The 16716-nt window shown below is 36.9% G+C and carries 22 protein-coding genes and 5 pseudogenes; 14 read left to right on the top strand and 13 right to left on the bottom strand.

Annotated elements, in window-relative coordinates; all coding sequences use genetic code 11:
• The coding region (locus tag ACFIK2_RS01305; RefSeq protein ID WP_375676809.1) for a hypothetical protein at positions 1-411 on the bottom strand (411 nt) is incomplete at its 3' end.
• Positions 412-473: 62 nt separating this feature from the next.
• Here ACFIK2_RS01305 and ACFIK2_RS01300 point away from each other — a divergent pair.
• The 4 genes from ACFIK2_RS01300 (at position 474) to ACFIK2_RS01285 (ending at position 2042) form a co-directional block, all read left to right on the top strand.
• A complete protein-coding gene (locus tag ACFIK2_RS01300) occupies positions 474-788 on the top strand; it encodes a type II toxin-antitoxin system RelE/ParE family toxin (protein WP_375634175.1) in 315 nt (104 codons plus the stop codon).
• 16 nt (positions 789-804) lie between these two features.
• Positions 805-1101, top strand: a complete 297-nt coding sequence (locus ACFIK2_RS01295; protein WP_004861504.1) for a HigA family addiction module antitoxin — start codon at positions 805-807, stop codon at positions 1099-1101.
• 409 nt (positions 1102-1510) lie between these two features.
• On the top strand, positions 1511-1774 hold the full coding sequence (locus ACFIK2_RS01290) for a type II toxin-antitoxin system RelB/DinJ family antitoxin (protein ID WP_375612164.1): 264 nt from the start codon (positions 1511-1513) through the stop codon (positions 1772-1774).
• The gene (locus ACFIK2_RS01285) at positions 1761-2042 is read left to right on the top strand and encodes a type II toxin-antitoxin system YafQ family toxin (RefSeq protein ID WP_375634173.1); all 282 of its coding nucleotides are present in this window, start codon (positions 1761-1763) and stop codon (positions 2040-2042) included. Before ACFIK2_RS01290 ends, ACFIK2_RS01285 begins: the two co-directional genes overlap by 14 nt.
• A gap of 44 nt (positions 2043-2086) precedes the next feature.
• On the opposite strand, the gene ACFIK2_RS01280 is transcribed toward ACFIK2_RS01285, so the two are convergent.
• The 7 genes and pseudogenes from ACFIK2_RS01280 to ssb form a co-directional block, all read right to left on the bottom strand.
• Positions 2087-2599, bottom strand: coding sequence for an antA/AntB antirepressor family protein (locus tag ACFIK2_RS01280; protein ID WP_375634171.1), 513 nt, complete (start codon positions 2597-2599; stop codon positions 2087-2089).
• Positions 2600-3185: 586 nt separating this feature from the next.
• Positions 3186-3767, bottom strand: coding sequence for a hypothetical protein (locus ACFIK2_RS01275; protein WP_375676808.1), 582 nt, complete (start codon positions 3765-3767; stop codon positions 3186-3188).
• A 3-nt stretch (positions 3768-3770) separates the two neighbouring features.
• Positions 3771-4091, bottom strand: a complete 321-nt coding sequence (locus ACFIK2_RS01270; RefSeq protein ID WP_375676810.1) for a hypothetical protein — start codon at positions 4089-4091, stop codon at positions 3771-3773.
• A gap of 507 nt (positions 4092-4598) precedes the next feature.
• Complete coding sequence (locus ACFIK2_RS01265) at positions 4599-4994, bottom strand: type II toxin-antitoxin system HicB family antitoxin (RefSeq protein ID WP_375633257.1); 396 nt, start codon at positions 4992-4994, stop codon at positions 4599-4601.
• Positions 4991-5191: a type II toxin-antitoxin system HicA family toxin gene (locus tag ACFIK2_RS01260; protein WP_375633256.1), complete on the bottom strand. Its 201-nt coding sequence runs from the start codon at positions 5189-5191 to the stop codon at positions 4991-4993. Before ACFIK2_RS01260 ends, ACFIK2_RS01265 begins: the two co-directional genes overlap by 4 nt.
• Positions 5192-5258: 67 nt before the next feature.
• Positions 5259-5795: pseudogene (locus ACFIK2_RS01255) on the bottom strand (hypothetical protein).
• Positions 5796-5805: 10 nt separating this feature from the next.
• Positions 5806-6252: a single-stranded DNA-binding protein gene (gene ssb, locus ACFIK2_RS01250; protein WP_375676807.1), complete on the bottom strand. Its 447-nt coding sequence runs from the start codon at positions 6250-6252 to the stop codon at positions 5806-5808.
• Between the two features lie 188 nt (positions 6253-6440).
• Here ssb and ACFIK2_RS01245 point away from each other — a divergent pair, with 188 nt between their 5' ends.
• On the top strand, positions 6441-6722 hold the full coding sequence (locus ACFIK2_RS01245; RefSeq protein ID WP_004856694.1) for a type II toxin-antitoxin system RelE/ParE family toxin: 282 nt from the start codon (positions 6441-6443) through the stop codon (positions 6720-6722).
• Positions 6723-6738: 16 nt separating this feature from the next.
• Complete coding sequence (locus ACFIK2_RS01240) at positions 6739-7032, top strand: HigA family addiction module antitoxin (RefSeq protein WP_375633253.1); 294 nt, start codon at positions 6739-6741, stop codon at positions 7030-7032.
• Between the two features lie 150 nt (positions 7033-7182).
• Here ACFIK2_RS01240 and ACFIK2_RS01235 read toward each other — a convergent pair whose 3' ends face one another.
• The 4 genes and pseudogenes from ACFIK2_RS01235 to ACFIK2_RS01220 form a co-directional block, all read right to left on the bottom strand.
• Positions 7183-7659: a hypothetical protein gene (locus ACFIK2_RS01235; protein WP_375637107.1), complete on the bottom strand. Its 477-nt coding sequence runs from the start codon at positions 7657-7659 to the stop codon at positions 7183-7185.
• 294 nt (positions 7660-7953) lie between these two features.
• Positions 7954-8583, bottom strand: a complete 630-nt coding sequence (locus ACFIK2_RS01230; RefSeq protein WP_375635026.1) for a hypothetical protein — start codon at positions 8581-8583, stop codon at positions 7954-7956.
• A gap of 488 nt (positions 8584-9071) precedes the next feature.
• On the bottom strand, positions 9072-9245 hold the full coding sequence (locus ACFIK2_RS01225; RefSeq protein WP_375635027.1) for a hypothetical protein: 174 nt from the start codon (positions 9243-9245) through the stop codon (positions 9072-9074).
• 194 nt (positions 9246-9439) lie between these two features.
• Positions 9440-9900: pseudogene (locus tag ACFIK2_RS01220) on the bottom strand (crossover junction endodeoxyribonuclease RuvC); the annotation flags it as partial.
• 454 nt (positions 9901-10354) lie between these two features.
• On the opposite strand from ACFIK2_RS01220, the gene ACFIK2_RS01215 reads away from it, so the two are divergent.
• The 8 genes and pseudogenes from ACFIK2_RS01215 (at position 10355) to ACFIK2_RS01180 (ending at position 15491) form a co-directional block, all read left to right on the top strand.
• The gene (locus ACFIK2_RS01215) at positions 10355-11011 is read left to right on the top strand and encodes a helix-turn-helix transcriptional regulator (RefSeq protein WP_375676806.1); all 657 of its coding nucleotides are present in this window, start codon (positions 10355-10357) and stop codon (positions 11009-11011) included.
• Positions 11012-11142: 131 nt separating this feature from the next.
• Positions 11143-11304, top strand: a complete 162-nt coding sequence (locus ACFIK2_RS01210) for a hypothetical protein (RefSeq protein WP_375633260.1) — start codon at positions 11143-11145, stop codon at positions 11302-11304.
• Between the two features lie 85 nt (positions 11305-11389).
• Complete coding sequence (locus ACFIK2_RS01205) at positions 11390-11515, top strand: hypothetical protein (RefSeq protein ID WP_375618719.1); 126 nt, start codon at positions 11390-11392, stop codon at positions 11513-11515.
• Positions 11516-11581: 66 nt separating this feature from the next.
• Positions 11582-12328: pseudogene (locus tag ACFIK2_RS01200) on the top strand (antA/AntB antirepressor family protein).
• Between the two features lie 915 nt (positions 12329-13243).
• A pseudogene (locus tag ACFIK2_RS01195) lies at positions 13244-14025 on the top strand (ERF family protein).
• A 1-nt stretch (position 14026) separates the two neighbouring features.
• Positions 14027-14650 (top strand): lambda exonuclease family protein, encoded by a 624-nt coding sequence (locus tag ACFIK2_RS01190; protein WP_375676805.1) that lies wholly within the window; start codon positions 14027-14029, stop codon positions 14648-14650.
• 69 nt (positions 14651-14719) lie between these two features.
• Positions 14720-15151 (top strand): DUF488 family protein, encoded by a 432-nt coding sequence (locus tag ACFIK2_RS01185; protein ID WP_375633247.1) that lies wholly within the window; start codon positions 14720-14722, stop codon positions 15149-15151.
• A gap of 153 nt (positions 15152-15304) precedes the next feature.
• Positions 15305-15491, top strand: a pseudogene (locus ACFIK2_RS01180) (helix-turn-helix transcriptional regulator).
• Between the two features lie 204 nt (positions 15492-15695).
• Here the strand turns inward: ACFIK2_RS01180 and ACFIK2_RS01175 are convergent.
• The coding region (locus tag ACFIK2_RS01175) for a tyrosine-type recombinase/integrase (protein ID WP_375676804.1) at positions 15696-16716 on the bottom strand (1021 nt) is incomplete at its 5' end.

Below are 16716 nucleotides of genomic sequence, written 5' to 3'. Positions count from 1 at the left end.
ATAGGCAAAATTGAGCATTGTATCTCGATGCGCTCTTCCAAAGTTCCATGCTTCTTTTCTCACTTCTTCACGATCAACAGTGGTTTCGCGTAACTTTTCCAGAGCAATTTTTTCTTTTGCTAGCGCAACTTGCATTCGCTCCAGTTTTATCTTGTATTCATTAGCGCCCTCTGTGGAGGCTTGTTTGATCTTTGTCCGCGCTTGACCATCAGGCGCTAAAAATGGGGGTGGGCGCTTTGTTGGATTCTCATTCCAGATGGCTGTTGCAAGGGCTTCATTGACAGAACCATCTTCAAAAAGAGCCGCATCAAATTTACCTGTCTTTATCCGAGAAACCACCGCATTATGTGAAACACCCATCTTCTTCGCAAACGCACGAACCGATAAACCCTTACGATGCTTCTTTGTCATTGCCATCTCTTTTACTAAATATTTTTCAACATTCATCCTTTTCTTTAGATTGGTATCATGATATGATACATAAAAGAGTGAATGAAGGTGATTTGGTGATTGAATCTTTTGCTGATAAGCGGTGTAAAGATCTTTTAGAAGGTAATCCGCCTAAAGGTTTTCCAACAACTCTAGTACGTATAGCCCAAAGAAAATTGTTTATGCTCGATAAAGCGGTTGATCTTAAAGATTTACGCAGTCCTCCAGGAAATCGTTTAGAAGCATTGAAAGGAGAGCGTAAAGGTCAATATTCTATTCGTATTAATGACCAGTTTCGTATTTGTTTTGAATGGCGCTCTAATGGCGCTTATGAAGTTGAAATCGTAGATTATCATTGATCTGTAGGAGGTCGAGATGAAAAATTATATTGCTATTCATCCCGGAGAAATTTTACGAGAGGAATATTTAAAAGAATATGCTCTCTCTGCTTATGCCCTTGCAAAAGCATTAAATGTTCCACGCACGAGAATAGAACGTATTGTTGCTGAAAATAGTCCGGTGACTCCCGATACTGCTCTCAGATTAGCCTATTTTTTTGATACTACTGCTGAATTTTGGCTCAACATGCAAGCTGCTTATGACGTTAGTATATTACAAACTGAAAAAGCAGACGAATTTGCCAAAATCAATAAATTTGAATGTAGGGTTTAATGATCTTTCCACTCATGAAGTTTTAAGACGTAACAGATAATTGACGATCCGGTATAATCGAGTGTATATTCCGATATGCAAACGGATACGCTCCAAGTCACACGAGAATTATTGGTTTTCAAAAAAACTTTAAAATAAGATGCGGCTACACAAAAGAAGATTTGGAAGCCGTGGATTCTCCACCATTGACAGATGAAGAACTTGCACGTCTAAAGCCAGCTAAAGATGTTTTACCACCCTCCTTCTTTAAATATGTAACAAAAGAACGCCGTAAACGTGGGTAAAAGTCTTAAAAAAGCAAGCGGTTGTTAAGCCAAACGATCTCGCCACTCTAAAAAATGTGCTTTACAGTTGAAATTAAACTTCAATTGTATTACATTGAAATACAGTTACAAGAGGAGAAATCATTATGGCTGCCAGTCGCATGGTTCAAGCGCGTGTACCAGAAGAAATTCAAAATATCGCTAGTCAAGTTATTCAAGCGTCAGGTTTATCAGTAAGTGATGTTGTGAGAGTGTTGATGACGCGTATTGCACAAGATAAAGCTATTCCGTCCTTCTTGTTTCAACCTAATGCGGAAACTATAGCGGCTTTTGCAGAACTAGAGGAAGGTAACTTAAAAAAGTTTCATTCCGTAGACGAATTATTTGATGATCTCTATGCGGACGATTGAACGTACCACTATCTTCAAACGTGATTTCAAGCGTGAAATGAAAGGACGGTATCGGCATCTTTTAGATACTGATTTGCGCCAAATCATTGCAGCATTAGCAAATGACCAGCCTTTAGAACCTCGATATTATGACCATGCATTAACTGGGAATTGGAGCAATTATCGAGATTGCCATATTCGACCTGACTTAGTATTGATTTATCGCTTGATTGGTCAAGATCGATTGATTTTAGTGCGTCTGGGCTCCCATTCAAAACTTGATCTTTAAACCACCTCCCCATTTTGAGAACGGGGAAGGAAGATGTTTTAAGTCTAAGCTACTTTTGCAATCGGAGTCGCTAAAACTCGTTTAGCTTCTTTTGTAACTGATTTGTAATGATCAAGCTCTTTTTCGAGGTTATTTGCATCTAACAAACGTCTCATCACCAATCCTAAGATTTCTTCAACACCAGCAGTTTTTTTTAAACACTCATAAGAAAATAATTCATTATCAACAAATTGGCTTTTTAGTTTCTTCTCGCACTCAATAAAATAACGGCGTGCTTGACGTCCTTTCTCGTTACGTTCCACCATTGAGAGCTCTTTCGCCATGTCTAATGTGATGTGGTATTCTGTACTTGGACGACCGCTTTTAGGTTTTACTAAATTTTTAGTAAAACTCACAAAGTCCTTATTTTCTAGGAAACCATATTCTTTAATACGATTAATGATCCAATCGTTAAAACGAGATGTGACCTTCAAAAACATATGCAACTCACGTGCATTTACTGCTTGAACAGTTTCTTGATCAATTGTTTGTTCTGTAATTTTAATAAGAGTGTTCATAATGAACTCCTAGTTGTTAAGGTTTTCTATTGACATCCGAAGAGGATGCCGGGCGCTAGAAAACACGGCAACTAGCCCGTCGTTACGCCTTTCCCATAAAGGGTATTGTATAGCATAACCACACCCGACAATATTATTATATGCGTGTAGCATACAATGAGTCAAAGCTTTTAGTTTGCGGAAGATCAGTTATTTCGGCAACCAATCCGCTAGTTGTTTTCAGGTGTTTTCTAGGCACCTGATTCGAAGATACCTATTACTGTAGAATTGTCAAGTAATAAAAATTACTTTTTGCTAAGAAAACGTTTCACATACTGTACAGTGTACATATTGAAATTGTTATTTATCAATAAGTTAAGTGTACAATGTACAGTCAATTTGAAAATTCTGTCGCTAGCGATAGTTTGCGCTGTCCTGCCCCGCAACGAAGCCAACCCGCTGGGAGTACCTTTTGAATTGATTTTATTGACTTTTTTTATGAAAAAACAAAGCATAAATGATGATCTTTTTTTAAATTGCAATAAGAATATGTAATGCTTAAACTCATAAGGATATGGAATATATAGATAAAGCTTGAGAACATGATCTAGCCTTTCTTGTTGGCAGCATATTCTTGACGTTTAAGTTGTCTCTGTATGTTTTCAGTTAATCTTTCATTGGCATATTGTGCAATAGCACTTGCAATCTCTGGTTTGGACATCATTCCAGCAATTGAGGGTCCTTCTTGTTTTGCAATAGGGAATTGATCTCCATCGGCTCTTTGAAAAACATTACCATTCAGCTTTTTTAATTCAACACACTTTGGAAAGCACCCACCTTTGATAAAAGCATGGGGTAAGATTTCTTTCTTTCCAAACAGTGTGTAAGTTACGCCGCGTTTTGTTTCTCTTGCTTGAAAAAATTTAAGAGGTATTGGTGTTCCAGAACCAATGATATCTGTCTCAAGAAACCTTGCTGTCGCCTTTTCTTTAATATAAACACCTCTTCTTATACGCTTTATTTGGGCTGATGAGATGTCTGCAACTTGCTTTTCAGTAAAGCGTTCAACTTGTTTTGCTGCAGTGTTTAGAGCATTACGCAGAGCCCAATTAAGGCGAGGGGCTTGAAGGCTTGTGAAGGTATCTTTTGCCTGTTGAAGATACCATTTTTGGTGGATAATTAATTTCAACTTCTAAGCCTTTTTTGGGGTAGATGTTGATGGCTTGGAAGCTTTAGGTGTTTTGGGTTGTTCGAGTGGAATTTCCTCGGCTGCTGATTCAGTTGATGTTTGTACGGCTTCTTGTTCTATCTGCTTAATGTGTTCAATTGTCTTGTCGGGTTTTATTTTTATTTGAACATCAACAAAAGGTTTAGCAGCATTTGCACGCTTGAGACGTGCGTAGACTTGATTGGAAACTTCAACAAATGGATTATTGGGTGTTGATGGTTCAAAGCGAACAGTGCTTTTATTGTCTCCAACAACACACATTGGCTTAGTGATGACAGCTTTCATCATTGCTCCTTTTGAGTCATAATTAATGACATCATTAGTCAAATATTGATTTTTATTCTGTGAAAAATTAATTAGCCAGAATTAACAAGAAAACAGGGCTTTCTAGCCACGCTTCAAGTTCACATTTTGCTGAATTTTTGGGGATATCTTTGAATTTTAGACACAATACAACTAGTACAGTGGCGTCATTAAATACGATTTTTTACACTATGTCAACAAAAAAATCATGATCTTGTATTTTTTTATTTTAAAATAGAATATATAGAATTTTCTAAAACATTTTAGATTTTATAAATTATTGTGAAATTATTATAGGAGGGAAAGGCAATGACAGGTTCAGAAATATTAGATGCCATGTATATAGTATCAATGATAGTTATATCCCTCTTAACTATAGCGTTTTGTTTGCCTGCCGCCTTTTGATTTTCATTAATAGTTTGCGGATCATATGCAATCACACGCTTTTGCAAAAAAATCGAGAGTGAGAAATTTTTCCAGATTGATGAGCTAAATATTAAGCTCGTGACGGGCTGCTGTTGCCAAAAAAGCAGATCTTGTTAAACCTCTCTTTTGTGCACAATTATCAATTGCACGTAAAAGCCCTCGTTCAATTGATATATTTGTGCGTATGACTTCTGAATCATTTTCAATAAAAGGAACTTGTATTAAAAAAGCTCCTTCTGACAAAGCTGTTTTGACAGATTCCCGTTGTATGACTTCTTCAAATTTTGAAGGAATAGGCACTCTATCTACATCTTCACAATAAAGTTGGAGTGCTTCTGTTGCATTTGCTATTAAATTTTCTTCCTCATCAGCAGCAGAAAAAAGTCCCTCAAAATCAGGAAACTGAACACCAAAAGCAGAGTCTTCATCTTTATGAACAAGAGCAAAAAATCTTTTCATTCTTCTTCTCCTTCTTTTAACCAGCCTGCTTGTTGTGCGATAGAACGTGCTGTACCAATCGGAAGATTTTTTTTAGGATGTGGAACGATAACAACCTTATCATCTTTTTTTAATTTATGATGAGAACCTTTCACTTTGATAAGTTCAAAGCCATCACGCTTTAATTTTGTAATGATTTTTCGGCTATCTTGTTCCATTCCCTAAACTCATGATGTGTAAATATATACACATTTTAATGATTTTTCATCTGATGTCAATTCTTTTTTAACGGCTAAAGTGCTTATAAAGCGCATTAAGAGCAATGCGCAATGAAAGCACAAGGTGTGGTAGTGATTGATCTTCTATGACAAGATACTGTAATGCGGCATGAAGGTTATATTGACGGTGTAAACATTGAGCTTCTTGAACAACATCTTTTACAGCTAAAAGACGTTGTGTTGCCTTCTGTACCCATTTCTCTCTTGCTCCGTTATCAGAAGTTGTAGGCATTTCATCATAAATTGCATTAGGCAATCCTTTTGCATATAGGTAATTGTTTTTCACTTCAAGATATTTTTGCGCAGCATCATATTGGTCTTAATTGATTTCGCCTTGCAAATAAAGCCGCCCGATATAGGTACTGGAAAGTGGATTTTTAGCCTCTTCTATGGTCAAGCCAAAGCGTTTGGCACGCATTTCAATTGCCAATTTATCAATCGGTTCACGCGGTATTTTTGCTCGCGAGATACGACCATTGGGTTCTCTGATACATCCATTAATACGAGGACGTCCACGTTTTGTACGTTTTTTTCTTTTTGTCATATGTTATCAATCAGAATGGGATAGCATCATTAAGAGATGCGCCATGATCAGCAGCACCTGAAGCAATAGCATAATTTTGAGAAGTAATGGGTGAAGGGAATGCCGATTGCTCTTTTTTGGCATCAAGCAAATACAACTCGCCTTTGAATTGTGGTAAGATAATCTCTGTTGTGTAACGGTCATGCCCATTTTTATCTTGCCATTTGCGTGTTTGTAATTTTCCTTCTACGTAAACTTTTGAACCTTTGTTGAGATATTGAAGTGCAATTTTTGCTAAATGTGGATTAAAAATCACAACTGAATGCCATTCAGTTTTCTCTACTTTTTGATTGGTTTTTTTATCTGTATAGCTCTCAGAAGTCGCTATACTAAAATTGACTATTTCTGCTCCAGAAGTCATGGTTTTGCTTTCGGGATTAGCACCAAGGCGTCCGATTAATGTCACTTTGTTTAGCATGTTTTAGTTACCTTAAATTTGTATTTTAATATGTAAAAAATCTTAGCATAATTTTATTATTTTTTCAATTATTTCAAAATGATAATATTGTTTTTTAATATATAAAATTATGTTTTAAGGCGCCCTTTGATAAATAATCAATTGACATAAATGCATGGTGTATAGTATCAAGTATCAAGAGGGTATATATGGCAATCGTTAGTTTTAAGCATAAAGGATTGAAATTATTCTTTGAACGAGGAGTCTGCAAAGGCATACAACCCGCGCATGCTAAAAAATTAGCAAACATTTTAGTAATTTTAGATACAATATCCGCGCCTGAACAAGTTACTCTTAAATCGTATCGTCTACATGCGCTTACGGGCGATTTAAAAGGTTACTGGTCAATGCGTGTCAATGCAAATTGGCGTGTTACCTTTCGTTTCATTGGGACAGACGTTGAACTGGTTGATTATCAAGATTACCATTGAGTTTTGAGGTGTTATTATGATGTACAATCCTCCACACCCTGGCGGCATTTTGAAAGAAGAATTGCTTAATGAATTAGGGTTAACAGTAACAGAAGCTGCAAATCGTCTTGGTGTTGCACGTTTAACTTTATCCCGCGTCTTAAACTGTCATGCAGCGATTAGCATTAATTTAGCTTTACGGTTAGAAAAAGCGGGTTTAAATGATGCGGAATTCTGGCTTAAATTGCAACAAAAGTATGATTTGTGGCAAGCTCGGCATAACAGCCCAATCCCACATATTTCACCTCTAGAGCAAGTAGGGCATCTTTAAAAATACTTAGTCCATCTTTCTTCACACCTAGAGGTCATGTTCTTTAAAATCAAGCAACCCACGATAGTTTTTTATGCTCTTGTTGATTGCATCTATGAACGTTGAGAAGAGACAACGTAATCTGAACAGTTTTATAAAATCGGAATTTTACTATGGCTTTTTAACTGAGCACTGTAGTGTGTAAATAGATATGTTTATTAAATTGCGTGTACGTAACATAAGAAACAATACACAAACTAAAAAAGAATACCAAAGAGCAATATCTGAGTACCAAAGTACAGTATCCAATGGAAAAGAAAGCTTATACTCCACGTACTTAGAAATAATAGGCAAAGAAACAATTTCCTTATAACTATTTGGGAAAATTAAAACGATAAGCGCTAAACTTATTAGCTTTAAAAGTCTGTGCATATACTGTTGTAAATCACGTGTTAGTTTCACCCAACCTGTTGTATCATCATCTTTATATTTTGGAGTGTTCTGCAACTCAAAAGGAATATGAGAATTGCATAAAATTGCAAAAACCGCTGTGACTATTACCAAAGAAACAGATGCAAATGTCAAAATACTTTGAATAAAGTAGGGATTTTTTTTAATTCCTAAAAAACCTCTGCTCCGTCCCCCCAAGGAACATAACCAACAGCTGTTGCAACAAACTCTTTTTGCATTGGTTGTTTACGCTTTTTTAAGAACAGGTCTTTTAATATTCTCATGTTTTTAGTCCATAATTTTACCAATTGGTCTATTTACCTCAAATCAGACCGTACAGAGCGTTTTGTGTTTTTAATTGTAGTAAAAAAACTTCAAATCTCTTTGTACGGTGCCTTTTTGTCGGTTTAAACACATATCTAATCCCAAAATGATCAGCGCTTTTCACTAGTTTACTAACCTGCAATGTATTTCACTGTTCCCCAAGACCATTTAAATTCCTTCAAGCTTTTGCTTTTCAACCAACGTGAGTGGTTTTGAATTCTCTCTCATTGCCTTTTCTTTCAGCCTTTTTTCACGGGTGTTCAAAACAGCCTTGCGTACACTTTCGGCTTTTGAAAGAAGGGTGTTTTCTACTGTCTGGTAATAAGTTAAAAGCTCTCCACAAGTTGGCATAAATGTTTTTGATATCCCAATTGCTTGACCCGTTACGATATTTTCGACGCCCTTTTTCATAGCATATGACGAAATGCGGTCCAGCATCATGCCATAGGATAAAACGACGGCTTTGGCGTCTGTATTCGCAGGAACTCTCATGCTTGAGAGTAGGAAAGAAGTTTGCTCAATTTGATTAACTGAAGCTTTCACAGAAAGCAACGCTTGTAGATGATTCAAGCATCTAAGGTTTGCGCCTCCTCCTGTTTCGTCAATGTATTCCCAGCTTTCAGCGTCAATGGATGCCCCGGACTGATCATTTCCATAATCTTCTCCAGATGAGAGATGATCTCTGAGTTCGTTGAAGCCCTCTGCAAACTGTTCTGTAAAAGTTTTATGAGTGAATTTTCCATAATGACCACCTAACCGTTTTTCCTGTTCTAATCTTGCTTTTTTCTTTTCTAGCATTCCGATAGGACTTGTGACCCAATTGTACCAAGTCCTTTACCAATCCCGTTTGTTTGCATTTTTATTTGGATTTGCTATCCAGTAATTTGTGAACCGTTCGAACTCTAACAGCGCCTCATCATGGGTTAAGCCTTTATCGATTGCGTATTGCAAATTAGGTTCAAAATCCTCAGGTAAGAGAAAATCATCTTTTGATTTAGTCCGCTTCGCTTTTTGGGGAACGTTCTTTTGCTTGTGATTGGGAGGTTGGTTTTCTACATCCGTTGTGATTTGCTCTGGTTGGCTTCCGCAAGCATAAATCTCTATTGACTCATGAACCTGTTCGTTTGTTTCTAAATTTTCAGAACAAATTTCTTTTTTGCTAATACGATAGTATTAGTTTTTTATTATAACTGTTATTGTTTATGTTATATATGGGCATCATTAAGCATTGCTTTAGCATCGTTAAGCATACCACAAGCATCATTTGTATGTTTATCCCATCTTGCCTACGCTGCTTTCTTTGCTCTCTCTGATAACGTCTTTGACCGTGACGTCTTCGATACCTTCTCTAAACTGTCATTAGAGTTATTGAGTTCTTCTTCAACTTTTAAACTCCATAAACACCCATCATCTAAACGTTTGATATGACCTGTGCTTATTAAAACTTCTAACGCTTTCATAAACATTTTTACTGAACAGCCAGTGTAATCAGCCCGGACCTTCATATTATTAAAAGTGGTTTTCCAGTATAAAGCATTTGCAAGCGTAACTTTATGTAAACTTTGCACTCAAAGGGAGATAAACAAGCAAGATCAAGAATCCATTTATCTGCAAATAGCCTCCGTCCACGGTAATTTATTGGACATGTATACCCCCCTTCTTTCATTAAATATAAAATTGCTAAAGCATCTGCTTCGTTGTCGTCTTTAGGCGTATGTCCTTTTGCACACACCGCCTTAATCATTTTTTCTTTTGAGGCGTTACCTTTTCCTGTTGTTGCCTTCTTAATTGTGCCAACAGGAATGCCTTCATATGGTATCTGATGATGTTCACACCACGCTGTTAAGGTTGCTAGAAAGCCCCCGTAAATATGAGAAGCGTCTGTACCTACATGCCGGCGTACCTCTTCAAAATACACTGCGTCAATTTCATCAACGGACCTTTTTAGTTCAGTAAGCCACCGTTTAAAGCGTAAATAACGCATACCACCGCCTTCAAAACGGCGTGATTGAAAATCTTCTGTATCGCTTGTTATGTGACCATCAGCACCACGATCGCCCAGCCTGTCTTGGTCCCTAGATCAAGACATAAAATAGTTGGTGCGTTAGTGATCATAATCCCCCCTTAAGGCACTACGTATTTATGCGTGCGCATGGTGACGCGTAATCTATTAATTTTGTCTCTTTATTTAATGCCTGTTTAAGAATGTGAATGATGCTGTTGATGTTCATTACTATCTGTAGAAGCAGCAATAAAAGCAGATTGTAAGATAATTTAGAATCACATGATTGCGTCCTATAAAAAAACGAGAAAAAGTCTTCTGCCTTAATCGGTGCTCCAATTCTTTTAGCTTCATTCAAAAGAATTTGGATATGTTTTGTTGGAATTCTTCCACCAGTTCCACCTTTTGATATAGGACGGAACCAGGCATACACGCGTGTTCTATGAACCCCAAGCAGCTGAGATACTACCCTACGAACCCCACCTAACAGATTTATTATTTCCGAAGATTGTTTCATAGTACATTATGTAGCGATTATAAAAACAATGTTAAGAAAGAAAATTAATAATGAAACCACATGTTGCTAAATTAGAAAATGACGATTGTATACAACGTACCTACAATAAAGATATGACAATAAGTATCTCACAATGGTTGCAAAATGCCTTATCTGAAGCTGGATTAAGCCAATCAGAGCTTTCAAGACAGCTAACCGCTTCTTTAGGTCGCTCGATAGATCGTGCTGCCGTCAATAAAATGCTAAAAGAAACAAGAGATATTTCTGCTCGAGAATTATTAGAAATATCAAAGCTTACCGGTGCTTCTATTCCTCCTAATCACTTAGTTCCTTTGATTGGATCTGTAGGAGTCGGAGGAGAAATAATCGCAATAGATTCTGGTTGTCTAGAAGAAGTAGAAGCCCCGCCATCTGCTCCTAAAGGAACTGTTGCTGTTCGCGTGGTAGGTGATTCTATGTTTCCAGCCATTGAAGAAGGAAGCCTTCTTTTTTATTCCTATCATTTGCCACCAGAGGATCTTATTAACAACCGCGCTATCATAAAAACTAAATGTGGAAAAGTTTACATCAAAGTATTACGTCTCGGGAAAGAAAAAGGGAAATGGGTTTTATCCAGTATAAATGGAAAATATGCTGATATCGTAGATGTAGAATTAGAATTAGAATGGTGTGCACCTATCGACTGGATTAAACCAGCCAGAATATGAATTAATATTTTTATACTTCTCTTCAAGAAAGCCTTTAGTTTATTACTTTTAAAAAAATTTTTAAAATCGCTACATTGGTATCCATAAACCACGCACAAACAATCGCCAAGAGGTGTTAGGGAGGGGAAATTATGGATAAGCAAATTCTTATAAATTCTGATAAAATTTTATTAGTTGTCTATAATGATGATCAAAACATTGGTCGGTCAGGACCACTTGATGAAAGCCAAGTTCTAAAAATTATTGACGAGGCAAATAATGAAATCCAAATCTTTCGCATCAATCCTTCTTAAAAGAGCTGCGAAGATATATCTGAAGATATCGCAGAATTTTATCTTAGAGAACGTGAAGAACAGTGTTTTAACGGAAACATACCTCATGACGTTATTTTACACATCACAGCATACGTTTTTTTTAGACGATATAAAACAGCATGAATATGACGATGCAATGTATGATTCTTACGAACAACAACACCGTTTGCATCCTTGTGATGTGCTTTAAATTCTGAAGGGCGCATTTAAAAGCGCCCCCCTTTCATTCATCAATCCCATCAACATGAGGTTCGTAATGGAAAAGCCTATTGCTATCCAGCACAATACAATCAAACACGAAACCGTTCAAACGGTCAACGCACGTGAGTTACATGAATTTTTGGAAATAGGGAAAGATTTCTCTACTTGAATTAAGGATCGTATTCATCAATATGAATTTGAAGAGGAAAGTGATTTTATAAAAACACAAGATTTGCGGTCCACAAAATTGGGGAGCGCAAATCTAGAGCTGTTACAGCCATAGACTATCACCTCACATTAGACATGGCAAAAGAGCTTGCCATGGTAGAGCGTAATAAAAAAGGTAAACAAGCCCGTCAATATTTTATTGAATGTGAACGGCGTGCAAAGAAACCTTTAGACCTTGCAAACGCTTTAGAAGACCCTCTCTTTGTGAAAAAAACTGCTTTTAGAAAGTGTCACACAATTAGAGATTTTAAAAGTGAAGTGAGTATCCTTAAACCCAAAGCAACTGCTCTTGAAAGTTTGCAACGTCACAACGGACTCTTCGGTCTTACAGAAGCCGCTAAAATACTCGAGATACAACCAAAACAATTCATTTTCTTCTTACAGCAAAAAGGGTGGTTTTACAGACGAGCAGCAGGTGGAAATTTGCTACCGTATCAAGACAAAATCCAAAAGCAACTTATGGATTGTCCGACCATCACACTTCAAACCGCAAATGGAATAGAAAAAGTTGTACCAGCAGCAGAAGGCATTGGTTTGCTGTTTCAAGAGCTTATAAAGACAAAGCATGCATTAAGAGCAACAATCATGGAAAAGAAATACGAAATGACTGATGAAACAATAGAGTTTGCTGGAAAAACTCTTCACTGAATTAAAGCCTTAAGAGATTTTGATGCTGTTAAAGCAGGAGACCTAGGCGGCTTTATACAAAAAGAAGACAACCTCAGTCATGATGGTAATTGCTGGGTAGGTGATGATGCAAAAGTTTATGGTTATGCCAAGGTTTTTGGTGATGCTTATATTGATAACATTTCTGGTATTTATGAAAATGCATGTGTTTTTGGTAGTGAATCTGTTACCAGAGAAACTAATATTTTTGGCAATGCGCAGATTTTTGGACATATTCGTGTTTTTGCCAATGCACAAATCTACGAAAATGCACAGGTTTCTAGTGTTGCATTTATTAGTAGAAAAGCTAAAATTTATGACAGTCCATTGATTTCCATCAGAGCAAAAGTTGGAGGAAATGCCAAAATCTATGGTTATGCATTTATTCAGGGAACGCAGAGATCATCAATGATGAAATCATCACAAAGGGCGAGAGGCAATAAACCATGGAAAAAAATACGAATTTACTGATGAAATAGACATTCTCTATCGTCGCCCAGTTCGTTGCATGCGTGCACTGAGAGACTTTGGAAACGCTTGTGTTGAATCCAATGCACATATTTTCGATAATACGCAAGTTTACGGAATAGCCGAAATTCACGGCAATGCAATATTTGTGAAAAAGCTCATATTGGTGGTGATGCTGTTGTATGTGGTAACACATGTATTTCAAGCAACACATATATTAGTTATAATAGAAAAGCCGAGAACATATCCCTAGGAAAAGACAGAGCGTATAAGCCCTTTCTAACAGCCAAACCAGCCTTTTAAAACATGCGTGATTCACGCCACACGTGAATTGCGCGTAATGGAGGAAATCAAAATGAGTGAACAAAACACTAACCTAATAGAAATTGAAGAAACACATCATTTAGCCGTCGAACAAACTGCTATGGAATGTATTTTAAATAAAGCCTTAGAAAGTGACGTCAGTATTGACCGCTTAAAGCGTCTTCTTGATTTAAGAGAAAAAGAAATAGAACGACAAGAGCGCCAAAACTTTGTCCGTGATCTTTCGGCTATGCAAACAAAATATCAAAATATTGAAAAAACTCTACAATCACCCATACAAACAGCAAATACGCTATGCTTGATCAGTACATTGATGCTGTAAAGGACGGGTTTGCAAAATACAACTATATTAAACATTAAACAGAAAAAAACGTTACCATAGAAATAATTCTGTCTCATCCTTCAGGAAATCAAATCTCAACAGAAGGAACATTTCCAATTGACAGTACAGGCTCTAAAAATAACATACAATCAGTTAGTTCTACACTTACCTACGCACGGAGATACCTGTTAGGCATGCTTCTTAATGTAGCAAGTAAAGAAGACGATACAGATGGTCAACCGCAAATCAAAGAAGGCGATACAAATAATCAAAAAGTTTCCTCTAAACAGATAAAGCAAATCGAAGAATTAATTAAAGAAACAGGGACAAATGAAAGTAGTCTTCTTTATTTTGCAGAAGCAGAAAAACTAACAGATATGTCTTGTAAAAAAGCAGAATTGGTTTTGGGGCATTTGGAAAGAAGAAAAAATATTCAAAAAGAAAAAGCTCTACAATCGCTCCCATCACAAGAGCAACAAACAGCGGTGTGAGATGGAACAAAGAACAGCAGAATGGTTCCAAGCGCGCTTGGGTAAAGTCACCGCATCAAACATTTACAACATACTCAATAAAACTACAAAAGGATTGCCTACGAGCAAATATGAAGACTACAAAATCAAACTCATAACAGAGCGCTTAACAGGCGAAACAAGCCCTTATTATGAAACTGAAGATATGAGATGGGGTATTGAACATGAAGAAGATGCCTTGAGAGAATATGGCTTCATTTATGATGCCAATATAACAAAGTGCGGCTTTATCCAACACCCCACAATAGAAATGGCGGGGGCTGGCCCCGATGGTCTCATTGGAGAAGACGGTTTAATCGAAGTCAAATGCCCGAGATCAGTAACACATATGCGCTTTTGTATAGGTGACGAAATCAAACCAGAATATCACGCACAAATGCAATTCCAAATGGCTTGTACAGGACGAAAATGGTGTGATTTCGTAAGCTATGACCCACGTTTTACGGGGGAATTCTTTCACTTACGCATGAAAGTCAAGCGTGTTCTCCGTGATGATCAACAAATTGAACAGATCAATCAAGCTGTTGAAACCTTTTTAGCAGAGATAGAACGAGAGATACAACAACTCTCAACAAAAGCTGCTTAACCTTATGGGGGTGTTTTGTTCCCCGCATATCTACGAGCACCCCCACCCTTTCACATAAGGAAATTAAACGTGTGTAACATCGAACATATTATCATACAGCCTGCTAAAGATGAGGAATTTTGTTTTTTTACCATTGGCTATGAAGGTAAGTCCCTTGAGAATTATCTTAGTTGTCTCATAGAAAACAATATCAAAACTTTATGTGATGTTCGTAAAAATCCAATAAGTAGAAAACACGGATTTTCAAAAAGACAATTAGAGCAAGCTGTAAACAACATTGATATTGAATATATGCATATGCCTGAACTTGGAATTGCTTCTGAAAAACGAAGAAATTTGAAAACACAAAAAGATTATGACCGCCTTTTTAAAAATTATCGAAATACAACTCTCAAGAATAATTCTTGTGCAATAAACAAATTATATCAAATTTTTTTAAACAAAAAGCGCGTTGCAATCACCTGTTTTGAAGCCAATGTATGCATGTGTCACAGAGGATAACTCGCATTAGCTCTCACTCAATTACCTGATTGGAAATATGAAATTAAGCACCTCTAAAAAATAAACTTGCAGATTTTTAAAAACTGGAGTGCTCCACATGCCTCCCAGCACCCCCGCCCATTTAATTAATATAAAAAAGAGAAAGGTAATAAGATGATATTTGATGATGGAGATGGATATGTAATAACACGTGAGTGTGCAAAGTTTTTTAGTGTATCCACAACCACGATTCGTAATTAGGTGCTTCAAGGAGGGGCCAGAGCTATATAAGCTAGGGAGAGCAGTGAGATGGAGAAAGAAAGAGATCTTATCCTTCACTCCAAAGAAAAATAAGGAATAAATTAGCTAAAGTTGTATAAACCGTAGAAGGTGGTCTAAAAGTTGATCTTAAAATAGCTCTTTAAATAAAAAATCTATATATTTAATATGTTAAAGATACAAAATGGTGCCCAAAAGAGATTCAATAATTTTAAATAAAATAAATGAGTTATTGCGATATGGGGGAAATTTATCATTATTGATTCCATTAACGTTTTTTATAGCACTATCCCTCATTTTTTTGGAGCTTTTTTATCGCTTCTATAGCTAGCCTTTTGCGGTCTGCGCTCTTTGTGTAAAGAGATGCCATGTTGTCGTCGGTCCATCCAAAAATTGCCTTGAGTTGTGATACTGTTGCACCTGAATTAGCGGCGCGTGTTGCTGCTAATTTTCTTAAGCCATGTGCTGATTTTTTGATTCCCGCCGCATTACACGCTTCACGGAATAAGTTTCCAAAACTTTCTTTTACGAGTTTATTTCCGTTTTTTCCGCAAATGAATGTTTCATTTCCAATAGGACCAATTTTTAGAGTTTCTGCTAATTCAGGCAAAATGGGTAGAAAAACATCTGTTTGGAATTTACTTTTCTCTGTCTTGAGATGAATGATATTATCTTTGACATCTTTCCAACCAATGCGGACCGCATCACCACGACGCAAACCCGTGTAAAGAAGAACATCAATCCAAACGCGTTCATGTGAACCATGTGACCAATGGTGATAATATTTTTCAACATCTTCTTCTGTCCAAACAGCAAATCCATCTTTGTTGTTGAGAGGAGGTCTTTTTATTCCTAAAGCTGGGTTATTCTCCAGAAGTTCTTGATCGATCGCCCAATTAAAAAGTCCATTAAGTGCTTTTAGAAAATTTTGGGCAGCTGTTGGTTTTTCTTTGCGGCGTTCAACACCCGCTGTAATATGTGATTTCTTTATTTCTCTATATGGAATGTTTCCTATAGCATCACATACCTTCATAAGGATAAGTTCTCTTTGTCTTTTCGTAGCTTTAGCAAGGCTATGCCAATGAACGCTGTTAAAGTATTGTTTAAGCAGCCATGCAAATGACCCTTCAACAAGTTTACCGGTTTTTGATTTAGGAAGTATAAGCCCTTGTAATTCGGCAAGTGCGCTTTTGTAGTTGTCAACAAACTCTTGCGTTCCATAGGTTCCGCGGATTCTAATACGTGGTCCATGACCAATACGTACATACCATACAATTTTGCCATGTTGAGTAATTTGTTTAACGAGA

This window comes from Bartonella sp. AP88XZML (assembly GCF_042195565.1).
Classification (GTDB): Bacteria; Pseudomonadota; Alphaproteobacteria; order Rhizobiales; family Rhizobiaceae; genus Bartonella.
This window is presented reverse-complemented; position numbering and strand designations above follow the sequence as displayed.

Coding starts and splice junctions, on each gene's coding strand:
- ACFIK2_RS01280 (WP_375634171.1), bottom strand. CDS start 2,599: ATGAACACTCTTATTAAAATTACAGAACAAACAATTGATCAAGAAACT.
- ACFIK2_RS01230 (WP_375635026.1), bottom strand. CDS start 8,583: ATGCTAGAAAAGAAAAAAGCAAGATTAGAACAGGAAAAACGGTTAGGT.
- ACFIK2_RS01260 (WP_375633256.1), bottom strand. CDS start 5,191: ATGGAACAAGATAGCCGAAAAATCATTACAAAATTAAAGCGTGATGGC.
- ACFIK2_RS01295 (WP_004861504.1), top strand. CDS start 805: ATGAAAAATTATATTGCTATTCATCCCGGAGAAATTTTACGAGAGGAA.
- ACFIK2_RS01240 (WP_375633253.1), top strand. CDS start 6,739: ATGATGTACAATCCTCCACACCCTGGCGGCATTTTGAAAGAAGAATTG.
- ssb (WP_375676807.1), bottom strand. CDS start 6,252: ATGCTAAACAAAGTGACATTAATCGGACGCCTTGGTGCTAATCCCGAA.
- ACFIK2_RS01290 (WP_375612164.1), top strand. CDS start 1,511: ATGGCTGCCAGTCGCATGGTTCAAGCGCGTGTACCAGAAGAAATTCAA.
- ACFIK2_RS01205 (WP_375618719.1), top strand. CDS start 11,390: ATGACGTTATTTTACACATCACAGCATACGTTTTTTTTAGACGATATA.
- ACFIK2_RS01210 (WP_375633260.1), top strand. CDS start 11,143: ATGGATAAGCAAATTCTTATAAATTCTGATAAAATTTTATTAGTTGTC.
- ACFIK2_RS01190 (WP_375676805.1), top strand. CDS start 14,027: ATGGAACAAAGAACAGCAGAATGGTTCCAAGCGCGCTTGGGTAAAGTC.
- ACFIK2_RS01215 (WP_375676806.1), top strand. CDS start 10,355: ATGAAACCACATGTTGCTAAATTAGAAAATGACGATTGTATACAACGT.
- ACFIK2_RS01265 (WP_375633257.1), bottom strand. CDS start 4,994: ATGAAAAGATTTTTTGCTCTTGTTCATAAAGATGAAGACTCTGCTTTT.
- ACFIK2_RS01225 (WP_375635027.1), bottom strand. CDS start 9,245: ATGAAAGCGTTAGAAGTTTTAATAAGCACAGGTCATATCAAACGTTTA.
- ACFIK2_RS01245 (WP_004856694.1), top strand. CDS start 6,441: ATGGCAATCGTTAGTTTTAAGCATAAAGGATTGAAATTATTCTTTGAA.
- ACFIK2_RS01270 (WP_375676810.1), bottom strand. CDS start 4,091: ATGAAAGCTGTCATCACTAAGCCAATGTGTGTTGTTGGAGACAATAAA.
- ACFIK2_RS01300 (WP_375634175.1), top strand. CDS start 474: ATGATACATAAAAGAGTGAATGAAGGTGATTTGGTGATTGAATCTTTT.
- ACFIK2_RS01285 (WP_375634173.1), top strand. CDS start 1,761: ATGCGGACGATTGAACGTACCACTATCTTCAAACGTGATTTCAAGCGT.